Raw genomic sequence first — 20,762 nt, 5'->3', positions numbered from 1 at the left:
TCACGCCGCTCCCTTTGCAAACAACCGCGACAGCGATCCGCTCCGGCAGACTTCCAGCGCGGGGATGAACGCGCACAACAGCGCTGTCGCGAACCCAACCCCGGCTGCCATCAGTACGGACGCGGGGTCCAGCGTAGTGATGGCCGACGGAAGCACCTCCCCTGTCGCCACCAGCCGCATGCCCACCGCATACGCAATGGCCGCCAATGCAGCACTGGCCAATCCCGACGATGCGGATTCCCACATGAGCTGGGCAAAAACATCCCCCCGCCGGGCACCCAGCGCGCGACGTATCGCAAGCTCGCGACGGCGCGCGCCCAGGCTGAATCCCAGCAGCGCGGCTGCATTGACGATGCAGACCACCAGCAGAAGCAGTGCCAGATGAAGCTGTGTCCGGGTGCGTTCAGGGACCAGCCCCTGTCGGTCCAGCCACGCCATCAGCGGCCAGAGCCCGACCTGATCGCTGTCCGGGTCAACCTGCAGATCCCGGGCTTGCGCGTACGCGTTCAGCATCGCGCGGTATCCAGACACGTCATCCACTGTCGGTAACCATGTCCACAGTTGCAGCCAAGACGCCTGCGGGCCAGCAAGGTCCACTCCCTCCCCACCGCCCCAGACCGCCACGCCGTCGACCACGGTCAATCCGTCCGCAATGGCAGTTTCAACCGGTAGATAGATCTGATCGGGTTCCACGAAAGGACGACGGGTCACGTCTCCCTGGAACATCGGCACCGGATGCCAGTCCTCCGCCACGCCGACAACCGTGTATGTGCGCCCGCTCAGCTCCAGCGGATGACCGATGCATCCGGCCGGGCACTCGACCGCTGCGAGTGCCCGTGACAGCACAGCGATCCGACTTCCAGCCTGCCCTTCCTCCGCCGTCCACGATCGCCCTTGCACCAGAGTGATCCCGAGCACGCCGAACACTCCTGACGTTGCGTATCTGGCACGCAGCCGGGCGCTTGATTGCCCCGGTTTCAGCAGGGTCACGGCACCACCGGCCATGGCCGCCTGATTCCAGGCATACCCTTGGTCCAGCAGGGCTTTGGCATCAGGCCAGGTCAACCCCTGCCCAGGATCAGGTGCCGCCGCGTGCTGTGCTCCCGGGCGCACGTCCAGGTGTGGACGGAAGAGCGACCCGCTGCGTCCCGGGACCGGATCGGAGGATGCCTGCAGCACAATGGACAGCATCACCATGGCGGTTCCCACTCCCGCACCGAGCATGAGAGCGACGGCAATGTGCGTCCGGAGGCGCTGCCGAAAGCGCTTAAGTGACAGAGAAACGTAATAGAAGATCACACACCCTCCATAGCGTTGACCCTTCGCCTAGACCGACGCGATCGGCATCCCACGCAGGAGCAGATCCCTGCTTCTCACTGGATCGCCAGGAGTGGCCAGATACGGGCTGAAGGCACGGGCAGCACAGACTTGTCGATCTTCGACATGACGCATCTCCGTTGAAGTTGATGGAACGCGAACAGGTCCAAACCTCCCCGGCTATGACCTGCGTCAGCGATTGCCGACGACCGAGAGTTCCCCAGGACGCACATGAACCTCAATAGCGGAATGGAACTCTGCAACTATCCTCAAGATGGTTGAGAGCTCAGAATCATTGTCGGCAATATCAGCCTACGATTGGCGGCGCGATCACGACTCGTCATGGCGCTAATCACCACATCTTGATGAAGCTCGCGAATTTCACGAGTCCTCATTCCAGGTCATTGGTCCTGCAGACCACGCAGAATGCGTCTAACGCATCACCACGTCCTGTCAGCACCAGAAGTACCACACAGCCCCTGCCACCAACGCCCCCAGCAACACCACCTGCACCACCACATAGCCCACGCCACTGTCGCGCGCTCAGTTCAGCCGGCCCCGGCCCTTTATCGCCAATACCCAGTTCCTCGGGTACTTCCACCGCCACCATCCATTGCGCCTCCAGCCGTCGCCGGCGCAGGTGCTGCAACGCCGTGGTGTAAGCCACCCGTGAAACCCAGGTGCGCAGCGAGGATTCAAAGCGGAACCGGTGCAGCTGGCGGAACACGGCCAGGAAGGTTTCCTGCAGCAGGTCGGCCACCTGATCACGGTCGCCCACCATGCGCCCGATCACATGCGCGCAGGTGCGTTGATGGGTCTCCACCAGCTGCGAAAACGCCGCCTGCGAGCCGTCGATGATGGCCCGCACCAAGGCTTGGTCCGCATCCAGCGGTGCAGCGGGTGCCGCCGTCGCCGCTGCATCGTGGCGGCGACGGCCCCGCAGTGCCGACAGCGCTTCGCCGAGCAGGCTCATGCGCGGGGCGCCTCCTGTGCCCGTTGCATGTCCTGGCTCAGCCCTTGCGTGCGGCAGGACGGGTGAAGTGCCAGGCCAGCAGCTGGCCGAGGCCGGCACTGCCGACCATCGCGGCGGCGGCGCCGAAGGTCAGTTCGCGTGCACCGATCGCCTCCAGCAGGCCCATTGCCACGGCCAGGCAGACCAGGCTGATGCCCCAGCGCAGCGCGCCCTGGCGGCAGCGTTCTTCTTCCAGCACGGCCAATGATCGGATCACTTCCTCCGGCACGTGCGGGGCCACCAGCTTGCTGCGCGCGCGGGCATCGGCAATGGCGTGGATCGCGTAGGCGATGCAGATGAAGAGGGTGATCGGGATCAGTCCCTGCATGGTCGGGCTCCTGTTCGGTGGATGATGCGGGTTCAGGAGAATGGATGCGCGACCACGGCCACCGGTTGCAGGATTTTGCCGATTCCGCTGCCATGACCTGTGGCCCCTGCCCCGGGCCCTTGCGGCTGCTACGCTTGCCCGGTTTCCTCTTCTGGTGCCGTCCGCCCATGTCCCGAGTGCTGCCCCTGTCCCTCCTGCTGTCGGCCGTGCTGGCCGCACCGGCTGCGCATGCCGCGCCGACGCCGATCACCATCGAACAGGCCATGGCCGACCCGGACTGGATCGGTCCGCCGGTCGAGAAGGCCTGGTGGTCGTGGAACAGCCAGCAGGTGGAGTACCAGCTCAAGCGCAACGGCAGCCCGGTGCGCGATACCTTCCGCCAGCCGCTGGCCGGTGGCGTGGCCGCGCAGGTGGCCGATGACCAGCGCGGCACCCTGGACGTGGCCGAGCCGGTCTACGACCGCAGCCGCAGCCGCAGCGCCTTCGTGCGCAATGGCGATGTGTTCGTGCGCGACCTGCGCAGCGGCGCGCTGACCCAGCTGACCCGCAGCAACGAGCGCGCGGGCAACGTGAACTTCGCCGCCGACAACGGCGTGATCTGGCGGGTCGGCCAGAACTGGTTCCACTGGACCGCCGCCAGCGGCGTGCAGCAGGTGGCCAGCCTGAAGGCCGAGAAGGACCCGCGTACGGCACCGAAGGCCGACGTGCTGCGCGACCAGCAGCTGCGCACGCTGGAAACCCTGCGCCGCGACCGTGACCAGCGCGAAGCACTGAAGGACCAGGACCAGCGCTGGCGCCAGGCCGACCCGACCCGCGCGCCGGGCCCGGTGTACCTGGGCGCCGACGTGGAGATCGCCGACAGCGTGCTGTCGCCGGACCTGACCCACCTGATCGTGGTGACCAAGCCGAAGGACTTCGATGACGGCCGTGGCGGCAAGATGCCGCTGTACGTGACCGAGTCGGGCTACGAGGAAACCGAGGACACCCGCACCCGCGTCGGCCGCAACGGCTTCGAGCCGCACACGCTGTGGTACGTGAACGTGCGCACCGGCAAAGCCGAGAAGGTCTCGCTGGCTGGCCTGCCGGGCATCAGCACCGATCCGCTGGCCGAGCTGCGCCGCAAGGCCGGCAAGGACGCGCTGAAGGGCGAGCGCAGCCTGCAGGTGATGAGCGACTTCATGGGCGGTGGCATCCGCTGGAGCGCCGACGGCCAGCAGGCTGCGGTGATGCTGCGTGCCAACGACAACAAGGACCGCTGGATCATCAGCGTCAACGCTGCCGACGGCCGCGTGCAGAACCGCCACCGCCTGACCGACAACGCCTGGATCAACTGGGGCTTCAACGATTTCGGCTGGATGGCCGATGGCCGCACGCTGTGGCTGCTGTCGGAGGAATCGGGCTTCTCGCACCTGTACACCCAGGCCGGTACCGCAAAGCCGCAGGCGCTGACCAGCGGCAAGTGGGAAACCTCGGCGCCGGTGCCGTCGGCCGATGGCAAGGGCTTCTACTTCCTGTGCAACCAGCAGGCGCCACATGACTACGAAGTCTGCGCGGTCGACACCGGCAGCCGCCAGGTGCGCGAGCTGACCAGCCTCAACGGCGTGGAAGACTTCTCGCTGTCGCCGGACGGCCAGCAGCTGCTGGTGCGCTACTCCGGCGCCTACCTGCCGCCGCAGCTGGCCGTGCTGCCCAGTGCCGGTGGCCAGACACGCGTGCTGACCGACACCCGCACCGCCGACTACAAGGCGCGCCAGTGGATCCAGCCGAAGCTGGTGGCAGTGCCGTCCAAGCACGGTGCCGGCGTGGTCTGGGCCAAGTACTACGAACCGGAAAACAAGGAACCGGGGAAGAAGTACCCGATCGTGATGTTCGTGCACGGCGCCGGCTACCTGCAGAACGTGCACCAGCGCTACCCGGCCTACTTCCGCGAGCAGATGTTCCACAACCTGCTGGTGCAGAAGGGCTACATCGTGCTGGACATGGATTACCGCGGCAGCGAGGGCTACGGCCGCGACTGGCGCACGGCGATCTACCGCAACATGGGCCACCCGGAACTGGAAGACTACAAGGACGGCCTGGACTGGCTGGTCGACACCCAGCAGGGTGACCGCGACCACGCCGGCATCTACGGTGGTTCCTATGGCGGCTTCATGACCTTCATGGCGCTGTTCCGCTCGCCGGGCACCTTCAAGGCCGGCGCCGCGCTGCGCCCGGTGGTGGACTGGCACCAGTACAACCACGGCTACACCAGCAACATCCTCAACACCCCGGACATCGATCCGGAGGCGTACCGCGTGTCCTCGCCGATCGAGTACGCGCAGAACCTGCAGGACAACCTGCTGATCGCCCACGGCATGATGGATGACAACGTGTTCTTCCAGGACTCGGTGAACCTGACCCAGCGCCTGATCGAACTGCACAAGGACAACTGGTCGATCGCACCGTACCCGCTGGAACGCCACGGCTACACCCGTGCCGATTCCTGGCTGGACCAGTACAAGCGCATCCTCAAGCTGTTCGAGCAGAACCTGAAGTGAGCAACGCCGCGGCCACGATCCACATCGTGGCCGCGGTCATCCTGGATGACCGCGGCCAGGCGCTGGTGGTGCGCAAGCAGGGCGCCAGCCGCTTCATCCAGCCGGGCGGCAAGCCCGAACCCGGCGAAGCACCGCTGCAGGCACTGGCCCGCGAACTGGACGAGGAACTCGGTGTGCAGCTGCGCGCCGGGACCGCCAACGCGCTGGGCACGTTCGAGGACTGGGCGGTGAATGAGCCCGGCCACCGCGTACAGGCACAGGCCTGGTGGGTGCAGGTGGACGGTACGCCACAGGCGCGCGCCGAGATCGCCGAACTGGCCTGGGTACCGCTGCAGCCGCCGCATGGCCTGCCCTTGGCACCGCTGAGCGAACACCATATCCTGCCGGCCGTCGCCACCCGGGTGACGGCCCGCTGACCGCGTGGGCACCGATTGCAAGGACACCGGATGTCAGTGCCGCTCCCGCCGCCCTCGTTGCAGCCCTCGCCCTACCATGCGTGGATTCGACCGCTGGTCCAGGCCTCCTTCTGGCTGTCCGCGCTGCTGACCGGCTACTTCGTACTGCAGGGGCTGCTGGTGTGGCCGCTGCACGACGTTCCACTCTGGCAACTGCTGGCCGGTGAAGTACAGCATCGGCAGATGCACAGCCTGACCTGGCTGCTGGCGCACCCTGTGGGTGCCTCGATGATCACTGCACTGCTCTGCCTGGTCTCGGCCGTGGCCAGCTGGGGGCTGCTGCGAGAGCGCCGCTGGGGCCTGTGCAGCTTCGTGGTGATGCTGCTGTTGAGCGCGCTGGCAAACTTCGCGATCACCTGGTGGTTGGACGTGTTCATGCGCGACATGATCGTGCTGCTCGCCGACGAGCCAGGCATGGAGCAATCGCTGCAGCCGCGGCGCTGGATGATGACGTTGACCCTGCTCGGCACGTCGGTCCTGTTCCTCGGCCTGCAGGGCTGGCTGGCCTGGCGCCTGCTGCGGCCGGATATCCGCTCGCGCTTCCACTGAGCCCCATCCTCTTCTCGCACGACAAGGAACGTCGCATGCGCTTGCTGGCTCTTCTCCCTGCACTGCTGCTGTTCGCCGCGCTGCCAGCCGGCGCCGACGCGTTGCAGTGTGGCGAATACCGCAGCACCGATGGCGGCATGGCGCTGGTGTTCACTACCCCCAGCAGCGGCTACCACCACGATGACGGCAGCGAGCCGCAGCCGCTGTGGGTTGATCGCAGTGCGGCGCAGACGCGCCTGGTCATGCTCGACGATGGCGTGGCGGAGCCGATCCGGATCAGTGCCGATGGCCAGCGCATCGAGGACGACGGGGTGGTGACCTACACCCTGCGCCAGTCCCGTGCCTGCACCGTCGAGCCCAGCGCGATGGACGGCAGCTGTCGCGCCGCCGGCAGCCACTGCATTGCGCAGCTGCCCACGGCCTCTCCCGGCCAGGCCCAGCGCGCGTGCGGCGAAGGCGTTGGCGCGGGCTGCTCGGCGCTGTTGCGACAACTGCGCGATGGCAACGCCGCAGCCGCTGGTGAGACCGGCGCCGCCCTCTTCGAACGACCGTCCGCCTGCCGCGAACACACGCCCGGGCATGACCCGCAGGCCTGCGAGGCGCTGACCGGTGATGCGCTGGCCGCCGCGATGCAGCGGGTGGGTGAACGCCTGCAACAGGAAGACGAAGACACACTGGATTCACCGCTTCCGGCCGCTGCACGCGACCGTCTGCAGCAATTGTGCCTGCAGCACCGCAGTGGTCGCTTCTGCGTCGAAGTGGCCGAACAGCAGTTGATCGCGCTGGAACCCGCGTTGGCGGTGCAGGCCCTGCAGGTGGTCTGCGATGCAGGCCGCATCAGTGCCTGCGAACGCATCGCACCGCTGCGCGATCTCGGCGCGGATCTGCGCCTGGTGCCGGCCCTGCAGGTGCCCTGCGGTCGTTACCAGGCCGATGGAGGCGTGGTCGACACGCTCGACTTCGGCGATGGCACGCGTGGCCGCCTGCATGACGGCGCCATCCACATGCAGCAGAACGGTGAAACCCTTGTCCTGCGCCAGCTCGGCAATGGCGACCTGCTCGGCACGGATGAGCAGACCGGCTACCAGCGCTATCAACCCGTGCCCGGCACGGCACAATGCACGCCCCCGCGCGAGGGCCATGGTTCGCCGTAGCGCCTGGAGTTTTCCGTTCGATCGTCAAGGAGACGACATGCATTCACCCGCACCGCGCCGCCGCTGGCTGGCCTGGGCGCTGCTGCTGGCCGCGCCGATGGCCGCCGCACAGTCACCGCAATGCGGCATGTTCAAGGCCGACGAAGGCAGCGGTACGCTGCGCATCAGCTCGCCAAACCGCGGCGAGCAGAAACACTTCGGCAGTGCGCCCTCTCCGGTCGCGTTCCAGCAGATCGACGGAAAGCTGCAACTGGTGAACCTGGAGTACGGCCTACCCAGCGCGCTGCAGGTGCGCGATCGTGGCCGGACGGTCGAGGTGGATGGCACGGTCTACATCCTGCAGGCCCCTGCACAGTGCGCCGCAGCCGCCGCGCCGGCTGAAGGCAGCTGCCTGGCCGATGCGGCGGCGTGCCTGGACAACCGCCGTGAAGCGAGCCCGACCGCGCTGGAGGCAGGGTGCCGGGAAGGCGTGCCCGGCATGTGCCTGCAACTGGCTGATCGTTGGCACGAGGACGCCAAACCCACGGTCGCGGCCGATCCTGCCCTGGCAATGGCAGCGCTCGACGCCGCCCTGTCCGGCATCAAACTCCCCGCCGCCTGTGACGACGGTGGCTTCGAACAGGGAACCGCGGCGTGTGCCGCTGCGCTGGAGGCGGACCCCGCTGTGCAGGAGCAGCTGGTCAAGGCGGCGATGACGGCAGCCATGACCGAAGCCGTGGTGACGATGGCAGCGCCGACCGCGCCGGTGATCATTCCGGCTGAGCGGCGCCATAAGTTGTTGCAGCTGTGCCGCGAGGTATCCCATGGCGGCTTCTGCACCCGCGTGGCTGAACTGTCCTGGGAGGCGGGAGATCCCCAGCAGGCGGTGCAGGCCCTGGCTGCGGCCTGCACACCCGGCAACGACGCCGCCACCTGCGAACGCCTGCCTGCGCTGCAGGCGGTGGGTGCATCGTTGCAACCGCGGCCAGCAACGGCCCTGCCCTGTGGCAACTACCGGGCCGACGGCGGCCTGATGGACACGCTGGACTTCGGTGACAACGGCCTGGTCGGCGTTGGCTGGAGCAGCCATCTTCGCGCGCGCGTCGAAGAGGGCGACATCCGCATCCGCCACGACCGGGGCGGCGACTTCGTGCTGCGCCCGCTGCCCGGCGGCCAGTTGTTGGGCCTGGACACCTGGACCCGCTTCCAGGTGTTCACCCCTACCGGCGAGGGCCCGGCCCGCTGCAGCGCACCGAAGCAATACACGGTACTGCCGCTGCCGCAGGATTGCCCGCTGGCGCTGGCCAACGAGGACGGTGCCGAAGTCTGCTGTGCGCAGGGCAAGCTGCAGGGCTGCAACATTCTCGGCAACCGCCTTGCGCTGTCCGGGCACTGGCTGCAGGCCGCCGGGCACTACACCACCGTCTGCCGCGCTGGCGTCCGCGAAGGGTGCGAGAACCTGGTCACCGCGCAGGGCAACGGTGCGGACGTGGACGCCCGTCGCATCCTGGAACAGCTGTGCAAGGCCGACCGCAGCGGCCTGCATGTGGCCTGCGACGTACTCGGAACCCAGAACTGGGAGCTGATCACGCTGGGCGGCGCCCTGCAGAAGTCGGTTGACGAGGCGGCGGTGGACGACACTCCGGCACCGCGTAACTCCAACCGCAAGCGCTGAGCCGGCCAGGGCCTGTCCGCAGCTTCGGGCGGGCCCTGCGGTAAAGTACGCGCCATGAACGAATTCGAGCGCGTGCGCGCCTACCTCACCGACCTGCAGGACCGCATCTGTGCGGCGATCGAGGCCGCCGACGGCCAGGCCCGCTTCCAGGAAGACCTGTGGCAGCGGGCCGAGGGCGGTGGCGGGCGTACCCGCGTGCTGCGTGACGGTTCGGTGTTCGAGCAGGCCGGCATCGGCTTCTCCGACGTGGCCGGCAGCCGCCTGCCGCCGTCGGCCTCGGCCAACCGCCCGGAACTGGCCGGCGCCTCCTGGCGCGCCACCGGCGTGTCGCTGGTGTTCCACCCGCTCAACCCCTACGTGCCGACCACCCATGCCAACGTGCGCTTCTTCCAGGCGCAGCGCGACGGTGAAGTGGTGGCCAGCTGGTTCGGTGGCGGCTTCGACCTGACGCCGTTCTATCCGTTCGACGAAGACGTGCAGCACTGGCACCGGGTCGCACGCGACCTATGTGCGCCGTTCGGCGAGGAACGCTATGCCGCGCACAAGCGCTGGTGCGACGAGTATTTCTTCCTGCGCCACCGCAATGAAACGCGCGGTGTCGGCGGCCTGTTCTTCGACGACCTGCACGGCGACTTCGAGCGCGATTTCGATTACCTGCGGGCGGTCGGCGATGGCTTCCTTCAGGCCTACCTGCCGATCGTGCAGCAGCGCAAGGACACCGCGCATGGCGAACGCGAGCGCGAGTTCCAGCTGTACCGTCGCGGCCGCTATGTGGAATTCAACCTGGTCTATGACCGCGGCACGCTGTTCGGTCTGCAGAGCGGTGGCCGCAGCGAAAGCATCCTGATGAGCCTGCCGCCGCGGGTGCGCTGGGAATACGGCTTCAGCCCGGAGGCCGGCAGCGCCGAGGCGCGCTTGGCCGACTACCTGGTGCCGCGCGACTGGCTCTGATCTTCCGACGCCACGCCTGACGCGTGGCGCCTTCCCTGCCTGTGGTGCGCCCCGCACCGGACGGGCCCTGCCCCACTTTTTTCAAGGATGACCCCATGCCTGCTGCTGTTTCCCTTCGCCCCCGCGCCGCGGGTTGGCGCTCCCTGCTGTTGCTTGCATTGGCCTCGGCCAGCCTGCCGGCCGCCGCGCAGTCGATGGCCTGCGGCACCTACAAGGACAGCAGCGGCAACACCACGCTGACTCTCGAGAGCGAAGGCCACGGCTTCCTGTCCGGCCCCTACCAGGCCACCGAGGAGCTGCGCATCGCCCGCCAGGAGGACGTGCTGGGTACCGGCAACCTGTCCACGGGCCAGCTGGAAAATTGGTACTTCTCGGACAACGACCGCACGATCAGCACGCCCTATCGCGAGTTCACCCGTGAGCACGCCGCCGCCTGCAAGACGATGCCGGAGCCCATCGAAGACGGTTGCGTGATGAACACCTCCGAGTGCCTGGAGGCGCTGCCGGAGGCCGCACCCGTGAAACTGCACGCCTGGTGTGCCGAGGGCGTGGGCGCAGCCTGCATGCGGTTGCTGGAGACCTACCAGCAGCGGGCCAAGGACGCAGCCCCCGCGCCTGCACGAGCCGAGCCGCCGAAACCGGAGATCTGCAAGGAGGATTCCGCATCCTTCAACGCCGAGGGCTGCCGGGCGATCGCCGAGGTGATCGGGCTGGAGATGATCGGCAAGTCCCTGCTCGGGCTGCAGCATGCGATCGACCCTGCGTTGCCGTCGGCGCAGCTCGATGAGCTGGCCGCACTGTGCCGGCAGCAGCACGGCGAGACCTTCTGCGCCGACGTTGCCGAGGTGCTGTGGAGTGGTGGACGCCTTTCACAGGCCCACGAAGCACTGCAGCTGTCGTGCGCGCAGCGCGCGGACGGCGTGGCCTGCGGCCGCGCCAAGGCACTTGCCAGCCTGGCCACCGCACCGGCCGCTGCACTGGCCCCGGTGCCGGCCACCGCACTGCCCTGTGGCAGCTTTGAAGCCGAATACGGCGTGCTCTCGCAGCTGCGCTTCCTTGATGGCGGCCTGGTTGAGGCCGAGGGTCGCGACCAGCGCATGCGCGCGCGCCTGCAGGACGGCCGTATCTTCATCCGTCGCGATGTCGGCAGCGACTTCGTACTGGAGCCGCTGAAGAACGGAAACCTGGCCAGCGTCGACGGCGGCAACCGCTTCGCCTATTACGAGCGCAAGCCCGCCACAGGCAATGCCACCTGCACGCCGCCGGTGGCCTTCGTGGAGATCCCGCTGCCGCTGGATTGCCCGACCCTGGCCCGCAAGGACGGCGCAAAGGCCTGCTGTACCGATGGCAAGCTGCTGGGCTGCAAGGTTGCCGGCGAAGCGCTGTTCGAGTCCGAAAAATGGGCCGCGTCGCTGCCCTACTTCGAGACGCTGTGCGGCGCGGGCGTGCGTGAAGGCTGCTTGGCATTGGCATCGGTGTATTCGCACACCGCAGACCCGAAGATCCCGCAAGCCATGGCTGCGATCTGCGCCAAGGATGGCAAAGGCACGCACGTGGCCTGTGATGTGGACGCCACCCGCAACTGGCCGGCACTGAAGGCCGAAGCCGCGCCCTGAGGCTCATGCACCTGTAGAGCCGAGCCCATGCTCGGCTCCGGACGCAAGGCAGCCGGGCATGGGCTCGGCTCTACAAGGTCAGGTGCTCTTCCTCGGAATGATGGTGATGTGCCCGTTGATCTCCAGCAGGGCCAGCTCGACATCCTCCACGCCCAGGCAGCCCTGCTGGCGCATGGCGGCCTCGAAATCGGCACGTGTGACCTGCTCGCGGCGCAGAACGGCGTCGAACAGGCGCCCATCACGCGCGATCACCACGGGTTCTCCTTCAACCAAGCGCTCGATCCGCCGGCTGCGGGTACTCACCCAGCCTACCCCATAGTTGAGCAGGATCAGGGTCGCCGCCAGCAGCAGGCCGCCGCCCAGCGAGGTGTCGGTGCCCAGCAGTGCGTTCTGCACCGCATTGCCCAGCAGCACCACCAGCAGCACGTCGAACGGGGTGATCTGCCCCAGCGGGCGTTTGCCGCTGAGCCGGACCATGCCCAGCACCACCACGTAGACCACCACCGCGCGCAGGATGAACTCCCACCACGGCATTGCCAGTGCGAACAGGTCGGGCATTGTCTTCCCCTGCGGAGCGGTGGCCCAGCGTGGCGCAGGCCATGGCGTCTGGCAACGGCACAAATAAAAAGCCCCGCTGACCAGGGGGAGGTCAACGGGGCCGGGGAACGGGCACTTGGGGAGGAGTCCCCGTTCCGAGATCTGCTCCAGGGGATGGGAGAGATCCACAACAGGCGTTGCGCCTGTCGAGAGTTATAGAAGCACTCCGAACACTAACGGTTCGTGAAGGGGCCCAATTTAATGAACCTCGATCAGGGCAACATTCATGATCGAGTCAGAAACCTCTGACGAATGAACGAATTCACGTCGTTTTCGGCCTGAAACACCCTCAGTGCGCTTCGTCCCAGTTGTTGCCGATGCCGGTATCGACCACCAGCGGCACCCGCAGTTTGGCCGCTTGCGACATGCGCTCGACCACCTGCAAACGCAACTCCTCGACGAAACTGCTTTCGGTTTCGAACACCAGTTCATCGTGTACCTGCAGGATCATCCGCGCCGGTGCACCGCTGTCACGCAGCCACTGGTCCACGTCCACCATCGCGCGCTTGATGATGTCGGCGGCGGTGCCCTGCATCGGCGCGTTGATCGCAGCACGCTCGGCACCGGCGCGCAGGCCCTGGTTACGTGCATGAATGTCGTTCAGGTACAGGCGGCGGCCGAACAGGGTCTCTACATAGCCCTGGTCGCGGGCCTGCTGGCGCATCCGCTCCATGAAGTCGCGCACGCCCGGGTAGCGGCTGAAGTACAGCGCCACGTAGTCCTGCGCCTGGCCGCGGTCGATGCCCAGGTTGCGGGCCAGGCCGAAGGCGCTCATGCCGTACATCAGGCCGAAGTTGATCGCCTTGGCAGCGCGGCGCTCGTTCGGGGTCACCTCTTCCAGCGCACGCCCGAACACCTCGGCGGCGGTGGCACGGTGCACGTCGGCGCCCTGCTCGAAGGCACGCACCAGGCCCGGGTCCTCGGACAGGTGGGCCATGATCCGCAGCTCGATCTGCGAGTAGTCGGCGGCCAGCAGCTGGAAGCCCTCCGGGGCGATGAACGCGCGGCGGATGCGGCGGCCATCTTCGGTGCGGATCGGGATGTTCTGCAGGTTGGGGTCCGAAGAGGACAGGCGGCCGGTGGCTGCACCGGACTGGTGGTAGCTGGTGTGCACGCGGCCGGTGTCCGGGTTGACCATCTCCGGCAGCTTGTCGGTGTAGGTGCTGCGCAGCTTGGCCAGCCCGCGGTACTCCAGGATCACGCGCGGCAGCTCGTGCTGGTCGGCAATCGCCTCCAGTGCCTCTTCATTGGTGCTGGGCTGGCCCTTCGGGGTCTTCACCACCGCCGGCAGCTTCAGCTCGTCGAACAGCACCGCCTGCAGCTGCTTGGGCGAATCCAGGTTGAAGCTGCGCCCGGCCAGTTCGGTGGCCTTCTGCTGCGCCGCCAGCATGCGCGAGGACAGGTCCTGGCTCTGCCGGCGCAGTTCGTCGGTGTCGACCCGCACGCCGTTGGCTTCGATGCTGGTCAGCACCGGCACCAGCGGCATCTCGATGTCGCGGTACACGCTGTCCAGTGCCGGTTCGACCAGCAGCTGCGGTTGCAGCGCGCGGTGCAGGCGCAGGGTGATGTCGGCGTCCTCGGCCGCATAGCGGCTGGCTTCGTCGATGCCCACCTGCGAGAACGGAATCTGCTTGGCGCCCTTGCCAGCCACGTCCTCGAACTTGATGGTGTTGTAGCCCAGATAGCGCAGGGCCAGCGAATCCATGTCGTGGCGGGTGGCGGTGGAGTTGAGCACGAAGCTCTCGAGCATGGTGTCGTCGTGGTAGCCCTGCACCTGCACGCCGTGACGGCGCAGCACGTGCAGGTCGTACTTGCCGTGCTGGCCCAGCTTCTTCTTCGCCGGGTCCTGCAGCACCGGGCGCAGCGCATCCAGCACCTGCTGCATCGGCAGCTGGGCCGGCGCCCCCGGGTAATCGTGGCCAACCGGAATGTAGGCGGCCTTGCCCGGCTCGACCGCCAGGCTGATACCCACCAGGCGCGCACGCATCGCGTCCAGCGCATCGGTTTCGGTATCGAAACTGATCAGGTCAGCCTGCTGCAGGCGCTCGACCCAGGCCTGCAGCTGCTCGGCGGTCAGCACGGTCTCGTATTCACCTGGCGCGGCCAGCGCCGGATCCAGCGTGCCGGCAGCGGGCGCCTCGGCACTGCCACGCGCGAAACCGGCAGCGGTGCCGCGCAGGCTTGGAGTGGCCTCGCTGGCGGCAGTTGGCGCCGGCAGCGGCGCACCCAGCTCCTTCAGCGCCTGGGTGAAGCCGTAGCGCGCATACAGCTCGGTCAGCTCCGGCACGTCCTGCTCGCGCAGGGCCAGCGTGGTCGGGCTGGCGTCCAGCTCCACGTCGGTGCGGATGGTCACCAGCTCGCGGTTCAGCGGCAGCCGCTCCAGCGCGGCGCGCAGGTTCTCGCCGATCTTGCCCTTCATGGTCGGCGCGGCCGCCATCACCCCATCCAGGTGCTGATACTCGGCCAGCCACTTGGCGGCGGTCTTCGGCCCGCACTTCTCTACGCCCGGCACGTTGTCGACGGTGTCACCCATCAGCGCCAGCAGGTCGATGATCTGGTCGGCGCGCACGCCGAACTTCTCCATCACCGCCGCGTCCGAATCCATGCGGCTGCCGGTCATGGTGTTGACCAGCTCGATGCCCGGGCGCACCAGCTGGGCGAAGTCCTTGTCGCCGGTGGAGATGGTCACCTTCAGGTCCTGCGCCACGCCCTGCAGGGCCAGCGTGCCGATCACATCGTCGGCTTCCACGCCGGGGATGCGCAGGATGCTGATGCCCAGCGCCTCGACGATGCGGCACATCGGCTCGACCTGGCTGCGCAGCTCATCGGGCATCGGCGGGCGGTTGGCCTTGTACTGGTCGTACAGGTCATCGCGGAAGGTCTTGCCGGGCGCATCGACCACGAACGCCACGTAGGCTGGGCGCTCCTTCAGTGTCGAGCGCAGCATGTTGACCACGCCGAACAGCGCACCGGTGGGTTCGCCCTGTGCATTGGACAGGGGCGGCAGCGCGTGGAACGCGCGGTACAGGTAACTGGACCCGTCGATCAGGACTAATCTGCTCATGGGTCGATTCTACGCGCCCGTGCCTGCATCGCGGCGACACGGCAGGCGCCCGGCGATGGGGCATAATCAAGGCTCTTTCCAGGCAAAGGCCCCCGCCGATGAAGACCCTGATGCTGGCTTCCCTGCTCCTGCTCGCTGGCTGCGCCAGCATGGGTGGCGCAGGCGCTCCCCCGGTGGACGTCAAGGGCGCGGACGTGTCCAAGCGCACCATGGACAACGGCGATGTCATCGAGGAATACCGCGTGTCCGGCCAGCTGCGCATGGTCAAGGTGACTCCGTCGCGCGGTGCTCCGTTCTACATGTACGACAAGAACGGCGACGGCCGTTTCGACAACGACAAGGATGGCGTCTCGCCGGTGTACTGGAAGCTGTACAGCTGGTGAGGTGACCGGGGTCGGATCCCTGCGATCCAGTAGATCCACGCCATGCGTGGATTCACACCTGCCTCCCACAAAAAACAACGCCGGCGCGCATCCTGCGGCCGGCGTCGGGTCCCCTCCCCGGGAACGCTTGAATCAGCGGATGACCAGCACCGGCAACGTGCTGCGTGCCAGCACCTCAGCGGTCTGGCTGCCCAGCAGCACGCGGGTCACGCCACGGCGGCCATGCGAGGTCATCACGATCAAATCACTGTTGCGCTCGCCCGCCGTCTCGATGATGCCGTCGGCCGCGTAGCGGTCCAGCACATGCACCGGATTGGCGGTAATGCCCTGCTCGGCGGCCTTGGCCAGCGCCGGCTGCAGCACCTTCTGCGCGCCTTCCTCGCGGTCGGCCTTGTACTCCGGGCTGTTCATGTAGCCCACGCTCCAGCCCATGGCGTCGTACATGCCGACGGCCCACGGCTCGGACACAGTCACGATATCGACCTCGGCATTGAGGTCCTTGGCCAGCTCCAGGCCCTTGGCCAGGCCCTTGTCGGCCAGCTCGGACCCGTCGGTGGCAATCAGGATGCGCTTGTACATGGTGGGGCTCCGTGGCGATCTGCCAGATGGGAACGACACCATTACACACCGGATGTGCAGGCTGCGCCTTGAGCAGGATCAATCCGGCGCCGCGCAGTGGCGTGTGCGCACCGCCGGCTTGCGCGCCCGATCACTGCGGCGCAAGCTGGGTAGGCGGCGCCGCGCCGCCTTGGGAGAACCCGCATGCAGAACGGCAAGCCGACATCACGCTCCCCGCTCAGGATCATCCTGTGGAGTCTCATCGCCGCCTTCGTGCTGTTCTGCGGCGGTTATTACCTGGGCAAGGATCTTGCCCAGCGCGACAACGCCCAGCAGTCAGCCGGCCGATAGCCTGCTTCTGTAGAGCCGAGCCCATGCTCGGCTGCTACTGGCGGGAAAAGCAGCCGAGCATGGGCTCGGCTCTACATCAGGCCCGCCTTCAGGCGATCTGCACCACGCGTGCGTTCTGGCACAGCGGATAGCTGGCCACGAATCCGGCGATCGCATCACGCATCGCCTCGAACGACTCGCCATACATGTACAGCGCGGTTTCGGTCGGGCCCTGCCACCAGCTGCAGATCTCGCCAAGGCCGTCGATGCTTTCCGACAGCTGTTCGAACACGTGGTTGGAATCGCACTGTTCGTAGACTTCATCCGGCAGGGTCAGGCCATCCAGGTAGATGCCCAGGCCCTCGGTCACGCCGAAGCTGCGATCGGCCTCGCCCGCACCCTGCAGCTGCGAACCCTTCGGCGCGCCCAGCTGTTCCAGCAGATCGATCAGCTTCGGTACGCCGCTCGCATCGATCAGCGCCACTTCGATATCGCCGTACTCGACCTCACCCAGGTCCGACATCGCGGTGCCGCCGCCAGTCAGCTCGCCCACCTGGGCGGCCTGCAGCAGCGCGTCGAGCGGATCCTCGAACAGTTCGTGGCGATGCTCCGGCTGCAGCCGGGCGTTCAACTTCACGGTGACGTGCAGCGTGGGTTCGGTCATGGGGACGTTCCTGGAAGATGTGGAGCCCATTGTAGAGCCGGGACCATGCTCGGCTGCTTTTCCCGCCAAGAGCAGCCGAGCATGGGCTCGGCTCTACAACAGCCCGTCAACGCAGAAACGGTGGCACTTTCCGCTTCAGCAGTTCCACCAGCACCGGGTCCATGTAGTCGTAATCGTCCGGGATATCCAGGCAGATCACCCGCTTGCCGTTCAACCAGGCCTTGTAGCGGCTGGACAGCCGGTTGCGGTGGGCGCGTTCCATCACGAACACCAGGTCGGCCCACTGCAGCAGCTCGGGGCTGAGCACTTCCTCGGCGTCCGCCAGCAGCCCGGCCGAGGCGGTCTCGATGCCCGGCCAATCGGCGAATACCTGCTCGGCCGTCGGGCTGCGCAGGCGGTTCTGGCTGCAGAGGAAGAGCACGTTGCGGGTCATGAGCGCAGCCTAATCGGGGTCGGATCCCTTTTCCAACGGAAATGGGCTCTGACACCAACAGGGTGCTTTCAGACAAGTTGCATGGTCGGATGACCGTTCAAGGGGCCACCATGTGCTTTTGCCACCGTCCAGATGCCCATGATCACCAAGGATGACCTGTTAACGTCGTTCGGAGAGGTGGCCGAAGTCCACGGCTGCTACTTCAGCAAGTACGTAGTCGCGACGTACGTACTCTATTGCTGCGTGAGGAATGCCAAGGGACATGACCTCGCGATCGCTTCCAGGAATGTCGATGATCCGGAATTCGCCACCAGCGTTGTGCTGAACGCACCGCACCATCTTTCACATGATGGGCCAACGATCTTCGAGATTCCTTCCAACGCCTATGGGTTCACTCATGCGATGGCGGTTCCCAGCACCTATCACGGGCTTCTGAATCGGATCGAGAAGCGCACGGGGCTGTTCCTATGCCTGCCGATCTTCCGGTGTGAGTTCAACGGCAACGAATCAGCAGAGGATTTCAGGTGGTCCACACATCACATCGTTGACGTCAACAACTGGCATAGGACCAGGCAGCCGAAGATAAGCCTGTACTTCGACAATCCCCGCACTGGCGGCGGAACGGACAAGGACGGCGCCATTGTCAGCCTGGAGACACTAATAGCCGAGATCGACAGCCTTAGCGGAGTGAGCGATGGCTTCATAGAGATCACCAACTACCGTGGCGAGGTGATCGAGGTACTGTCGCCGGCGGAAGGCCACTATGTGTTGATCCGCAACCGCCAGGATGAAGAAGCGATGGACCGCGCCGGGTTGGCGGCAGCCGTGGAGACATTCACCATCGGCTGATAGCCGACCGCTGTTGTAGAGCCGAGCCCATGCTCGGCTGCTCTTTCCCGCCAGAGGCAGCCGAGCATGGGCTCGGCTCTACAGGAATTCCTGCCCCCCCGACGGTGATCAGATCACCGTCAGGTTGGCGTAGGCCATCACCAGCCACTTGCTGCCGGCGTCGGCGAACTCGACCTGCACGCGGGCGTGAGCGCCGTTGCCTTCGTAGTCGGTCACCATGCCTTCGCCGAACTTGGGATGGGTGACCAGCGCGCCGAGCTTGATCGGCGGTGCTTCGATCGAGGCATGGCCCATCACCCGGCTGGCGCCCATCGAGGCCGGCCGCGAGACCTGCACCTTCGGGCGCACTTCGTGCAGCAGCTCGCGCGGAATCTCGCGCAGGAAGCGCGAGGGCAGGCTGTAGTTGTCCTGGCCGTGGATGCGGCGCGATTCGGCATAGCTCAGCACCAGCTTCTGGCGCGCGCGGGTGATGCCGACGTAGGCCAGGCGGCGCTCTTCTTCCAGCCGCCCGCTTTCTTCCAGCGAACGTGCGCTGGGGAACAGGCCGTCTTCCATGCCCGCCAGGAACACCAGCGGGAATTCCAGGCCCTTGGCCGAATGCAGGGTCATCAACTGCACACCGTCCTCGCCGGCCTGCGCCTGGCCTTCACCGGCCTCCAGCGCGGCATAGGCCAGGAACGCGACCAGCTCGTCCATGTCCTCGCCTACTTCCTCGATGTCGTCGGCGCGACGCACGAAGCGCGAGGCCACCGAGACCAGTTCGTCGAGGTTGTCGGTACGCGACTCCGAGTCCAGCGCGTTGCGGCTTTCCTTGCTCCAGTGCTCGCGCAGCTGCGAGCGGGCCAGCACGTGGTCCACCCGCTCGGCCAGGGTCATGTGCAGGGTCTGTGCCTGCAGCTCGTTGACCAGCACCAGGAAGCCGGCCAGCGCATTGCGCGCACGTGCGGCCAGCGCGCTGCCCTGGGTGACCAGCATGGTCGCTTCCCACAGCGAAATACCCTGTGCGCGCGCCTCGCGGCGCACTTCGTCCAGCGTGCGGTCACCGATGCCACGCGTGGGGGTGTTCACCGCGCGCTCGAACGCCGCTTCATCGTTGCGGTTGGACAGCAGGCGCAGGTAGGCCAGCGCGTCCTTGATTTCAGCACGCTCGAAGAAGCGCATGCCGCCATACACGCGGTACGGCACCTGTTCGCTCAGCAGCGCTTCTTCCAGCGCGCGCGACTGCGCGTTGCTGCGGTAGAGCACGGCCACTTCGGTGTAGCTGCCACCATCACGCACCCACTGGCGCGCACGCTCGACGATGTAGCGCGCCTCGTCCATCTCGTTGTACGCGGCATACAGATCGATCGGCTCGCCGTCACCGCTGTCGGTCCACAGCTGCTTGCCGATGCGGTCGGGGTTGTGCGCGATCACCGCGTTGGCGGCGCCGAGGATGTTGGCGGTGGAGCGGTAGTTCTGCTCCAGGCGGATGGTCTGCGCGCCGGGGAAATCGCGCAGGAAGCCCTGCACGTTCTCGACCTTGGCACCGCGCCAGCCGTAGATGGCCTGGTCATCGTCGCCGACCACGAACACGTGGCCGGAATCGCCGGCCAGCACGCGCACGAAGGCGTACTGGATGGCGTTGGTGTCCTGGAACTCGTCCACCAGGATCTCGCGGAAGCGGGCGCGGTAATGCGACAGCAGCGCCGGGTTGTCGCGCAGCAGTTCGTGCGCGCGCAGCAGCAGCTCGGCGAAGTCGACCAGGCCGGCGCGGTCGCAGCGCGCCTGGTACTCGATGTAGGCCTGGCGCATGGTTTCCAGCCACGCATCGTGCGGCTCGGGCTGGATGTGCTGCGGGCGGCGGCCCTCATCCTTCTGCGCGTTGATCCACCACGCGATCTGCTTGGCCGGGTACTTGCCGTCGTCCAGTTCCAGCGCCTGCACCACGCGCTTGACCAGCCGCAGCTGGTCGTCCGAATCCATCACCTGGAAGCCTTCAGGCAGCTTCGCGTCCTGCCAGTGCAGGCGCAGCAGGCGGTTGGCCAGGCCGTGGAAGGTGCCGATCCACATGCCGCGGCTGCCATGGGGCAGCTGGGCGTCGATGCGGTGGCGCATCTCGCCGGCCGCCTTGTTGGTGAAAGTCACCGCGAAAATGCCGTGGGTCGGCACGCCATTGACTTCATGCAGCCAGGCGATGCGGTGGGTGAGTACGCGGGTCTTGCCGGAACCGGCACCGGCCAGCACCAGGTGGTGGCCGGGAGGAGCGGAGACGGCTTCGCGCTGGGCCGGGTTCAGGCCATCAAGCAGGTGGGAGACATCCATGCCCCCCATT

General features: G+C 66.8%; 18 protein-coding genes and 1 pseudogene. 10 read left to right on the top strand and 9 right to left on the bottom strand.

Features of this window, described 5'->3' with window-relative positions; translation table 11 throughout:
* From N5D20_RS06590 to N5D20_RS06580, 3 genes and pseudogenes are all read right to left on the bottom strand, one after another.
* A complete protein-coding gene (locus N5D20_RS06590) occupies window positions 1-1,299 on the bottom strand; it encodes an FtsX-like permease family protein (RefSeq protein WP_019661721.1) in 1,299 nt (432 codons plus the stop codon).
* 559 nt (window positions 1,300-1,858) lie between these two features.
* Window positions 1,859-2,290 (bottom strand): annotated as a pseudogene (locus tag N5D20_RS06585) (sigma-70 family RNA polymerase sigma factor); the annotation flags it as partial.
* Window positions 2,291-2,327: 37 nt separating this feature from the next.
* Window positions 2,328-2,657 carry a hypothetical protein gene (locus N5D20_RS06580; RefSeq protein WP_197578131.1) on the bottom strand — a complete coding sequence of 110 codons (330 nt, stop codon included), beginning with the start codon at window positions 2,655-2,657 and terminating at the stop codon, window positions 2,328-2,330.
* Window positions 2,658-2,824: 167 nt separating this feature from the next.
* On the opposite strand from N5D20_RS06580, the gene N5D20_RS06575 reads away from it, so the two are divergent.
* The 7 genes from N5D20_RS06575 (at window position 2,825) to N5D20_RS06545 (ending at window position 11,573) form a co-directional block, all read left to right on the top strand.
* The gene (locus N5D20_RS06575) at window positions 2,825-5,194 is read left to right on the top strand and encodes a S9 family peptidase (protein ID WP_197578132.1); all 2,370 of its coding nucleotides are present in this window, start codon (window positions 2,825-2,827) and stop codon (window positions 5,192-5,194) included.
* Window positions 5,191-5,610, top strand: a complete 420-nt coding sequence (locus N5D20_RS06570) for an NUDIX domain-containing protein (RefSeq protein ID WP_049480320.1) — start codon at window positions 5,191-5,193, stop codon at window positions 5,608-5,610. The genes N5D20_RS06575 and N5D20_RS06570 overlap by 4 nt, the downstream gene beginning before the upstream one ends.
* Window positions 5,611-5,640: 30 nt before the next feature.
* Complete coding sequence (locus N5D20_RS06565) at window positions 5,641-6,198, top strand: hypothetical protein (RefSeq protein ID WP_197578133.1); 558 nt, start codon at window positions 5,641-5,643, stop codon at window positions 6,196-6,198.
* 35 nt (window positions 6,199-6,233) lie between these two features.
* Complete coding sequence (locus tag N5D20_RS06560; RefSeq protein WP_197578134.1) at window positions 6,234-7,352, top strand: hypothetical protein; 1,119 nt, start codon at window positions 6,234-6,236, stop codon at window positions 7,350-7,352.
* A 37-nt stretch (window positions 7,353-7,389) separates the two neighbouring features.
* Window positions 7,390-9,006: a hypothetical protein gene (locus tag N5D20_RS06555; RefSeq protein WP_197578135.1), complete on the top strand. Its 1,617-nt coding sequence runs from the start codon at window positions 7,390-7,392 to the stop codon at window positions 9,004-9,006.
* Between the two features lie 54 nt (window positions 9,007-9,060).
* A complete protein-coding gene (gene hemF, locus N5D20_RS06550) occupies window positions 9,061-9,957 on the top strand; it encodes an oxygen-dependent coproporphyrinogen oxidase (protein WP_197578136.1) in 897 nt (298 codons plus the stop codon).
* A gap of 95 nt (window positions 9,958-10,052) precedes the next feature.
* The gene (locus N5D20_RS06545; RefSeq protein ID WP_197578137.1) at window positions 10,053-11,573 is read left to right on the top strand and encodes a hypothetical protein; all 1,521 of its coding nucleotides are present in this window, start codon (window positions 10,053-10,055) and stop codon (window positions 11,571-11,573) included.
* A 78-nt stretch (window positions 11,574-11,651) separates the two neighbouring features.
* On the opposite strand, the gene N5D20_RS06540 is transcribed toward N5D20_RS06545, so the two are convergent.
* Complete coding sequence (locus N5D20_RS06540) at window positions 11,652-12,131, bottom strand: YetF domain-containing protein (RefSeq protein ID WP_032129193.1); 480 nt, start codon at window positions 12,129-12,131, stop codon at window positions 11,652-11,654.
* Window positions 12,132-12,459: 328 nt separating this feature from the next.
* Window positions 12,460-15,234, bottom strand: a complete 2,775-nt coding sequence (polA, locus tag N5D20_RS06535) for a DNA polymerase I (RefSeq protein WP_197578138.1) — start codon at window positions 15,232-15,234, stop codon at window positions 12,460-12,462.
* A 98-nt stretch (window positions 15,235-15,332) separates the two neighbouring features.
* Between polA and N5D20_RS06530 the strand changes: the two genes are divergently transcribed.
* Window positions 15,333-15,617 (top strand): DUF2782 domain-containing protein, encoded by a 285-nt coding sequence (locus tag N5D20_RS06530; protein WP_005411628.1) that lies wholly within the window; start codon window positions 15,333-15,335, stop codon window positions 15,615-15,617.
* Between the two features lie 132 nt (window positions 15,618-15,749).
* Here N5D20_RS06530 and N5D20_RS06525 read toward each other — a convergent pair whose 3' ends face one another.
* On the bottom strand, window positions 15,750-16,196 hold the full coding sequence (locus N5D20_RS06525) for a universal stress protein (protein WP_005411629.1): 447 nt from the start codon (window positions 16,194-16,196) through the stop codon (window positions 15,750-15,752).
* A 183-nt stretch (window positions 16,197-16,379) separates the two neighbouring features.
* Here N5D20_RS06525 and N5D20_RS06520 point away from each other — a divergent pair, with 183 nt between their 5' ends.
* Window positions 16,380-16,526 (top strand): hypothetical protein, encoded by a 147-nt coding sequence (locus tag N5D20_RS06520; RefSeq protein ID WP_197578139.1) that lies wholly within the window; start codon window positions 16,380-16,382, stop codon window positions 16,524-16,526.
* A gap of 88 nt (window positions 16,527-16,614) precedes the next feature.
* On the opposite strand, the gene N5D20_RS06515 is transcribed toward N5D20_RS06520, so the two are convergent.
* Entirely contained in the window at window positions 16,615-17,169 is a 555-nt protein-coding gene (locus N5D20_RS06515; protein WP_197578140.1) for a hypothetical protein, read from the bottom strand.
* Window positions 17,170-17,275: 106 nt separating this feature from the next.
* Window positions 17,276-17,602, bottom strand: a complete 327-nt coding sequence (locus N5D20_RS06510) for a low molecular weight protein tyrosine phosphatase family protein (protein WP_197578141.1) — start codon at window positions 17,600-17,602, stop codon at window positions 17,276-17,278.
* Window positions 17,603-17,740: 138 nt separating this feature from the next.
* On the opposite strand from N5D20_RS06510, the gene N5D20_RS06505 reads away from it, so the two are divergent.
* Window positions 17,741-18,451, top strand: a complete 711-nt coding sequence (locus N5D20_RS06505; protein ID WP_279914242.1) for a hypothetical protein — start codon at window positions 17,741-17,743, stop codon at window positions 18,449-18,451.
* 108 nt (window positions 18,452-18,559) lie between these two features.
* On the opposite strand, the gene uvrD is transcribed toward N5D20_RS06505, so the two are convergent.
* Window positions 18,560-20,752, bottom strand: coding sequence for a DNA helicase II (uvrD, locus tag N5D20_RS06500; RefSeq protein WP_197578143.1), 2,193 nt, complete (start codon window positions 20,750-20,752; stop codon window positions 18,560-18,562).
* Between the last annotated feature and the right edge of the window lie 10 nt (window positions 20,753-20,762).

The organism is Stenotrophomonas sp. GD03877 (assembly GCF_029840555.1).
GTDB lineage: Bacteria > Pseudomonadota > Gammaproteobacteria > Xanthomonadales > Xanthomonadaceae > Stenotrophomonas > Stenotrophomonas geniculata.
This window is presented reverse-complemented; position numbering and strand designations above follow the sequence as displayed.

Excerpts from the sequence above, each read along its gene's own strand:
- hemF (WP_197578136.1), top strand. The coding sequence starts at position 9,061 with ATGAACGAATTCGAGCGCGTGCGCGCCTACCTCACCGACCTGCAGGAC.
- N5D20_RS06565 (WP_197578133.1), top strand. The coding sequence starts at position 5,641 with ATGTCAGTGCCGCTCCCGCCGCCCTCGTTGCAGCCCTCGCCCTACCAT.
- polA (WP_197578138.1), bottom strand. The coding sequence starts at position 15,234 with ATGAGCAGATTAGTCCTGATCGACGGGTCCAGTTACCTGTACCGCGCG.
- N5D20_RS06580 (WP_197578131.1), bottom strand. The coding sequence starts at position 2,657 with ATGCAGGGACTGATCCCGATCACCCTCTTCATCTGCATCGCCTACGCG.
- N5D20_RS06515 (WP_197578140.1), bottom strand. The coding sequence starts at position 17,169 with ATGACCGAACCCACGCTGCACGTCACCGTGAAGTTGAACGCCCGGCTG.
- N5D20_RS06545 (WP_197578137.1), top strand. The coding sequence starts at position 10,053 with ATGCCTGCTGCTGTTTCCCTTCGCCCCCGCGCCGCGGGTTGGCGCTCC.
- N5D20_RS06575 (WP_197578132.1), top strand. The coding sequence starts at position 2,825 with ATGTCCCGAGTGCTGCCCCTGTCCCTCCTGCTGTCGGCCGTGCTGGCC.
- N5D20_RS06555 (WP_197578135.1), top strand. The coding sequence starts at position 7,390 with ATGCATTCACCCGCACCGCGCCGCCGCTGGCTGGCCTGGGCGCTGCTG.
- N5D20_RS06520 (WP_197578139.1), top strand. The coding sequence starts at position 16,380 with ATGCAGAACGGCAAGCCGACATCACGCTCCCCGCTCAGGATCATCCTG.
- N5D20_RS06525 (WP_005411629.1), bottom strand. The coding sequence starts at position 16,196 with ATGTACAAGCGCATCCTGATTGCCACCGACGGGTCCGAGCTGGCCGAC.
- N5D20_RS06540 (WP_032129193.1), bottom strand. The coding sequence starts at position 12,131 with ATGCCCGACCTGTTCGCACTGGCAATGCCGTGGTGGGAGTTCATCCTG.
- N5D20_RS06560 (WP_197578134.1), top strand. The coding sequence starts at position 6,234 with ATGCGCTTGCTGGCTCTTCTCCCTGCACTGCTGCTGTTCGCCGCGCTG.
- uvrD (WP_197578143.1), bottom strand. The coding sequence starts at position 20,752 with ATGGATGTCTCCCACCTGCTTGATGGCCTGAACCCGGCCCAGCGCGAA.
- N5D20_RS06505 (WP_279914242.1), top strand. The coding sequence starts at position 17,741 with ATGATCACCAAGGATGACCTGTTAACGTCGTTCGGAGAGGTGGCCGAA.
- N5D20_RS06510 (WP_197578141.1), bottom strand. The coding sequence starts at position 17,602 with ATGACCCGCAACGTGCTCTTCCTCTGCAGCCAGAACCGCCTGCGCAGC.
- N5D20_RS06530 (WP_005411628.1), top strand. The coding sequence starts at position 15,333 with ATGAAGACCCTGATGCTGGCTTCCCTGCTCCTGCTCGCTGGCTGCGCC.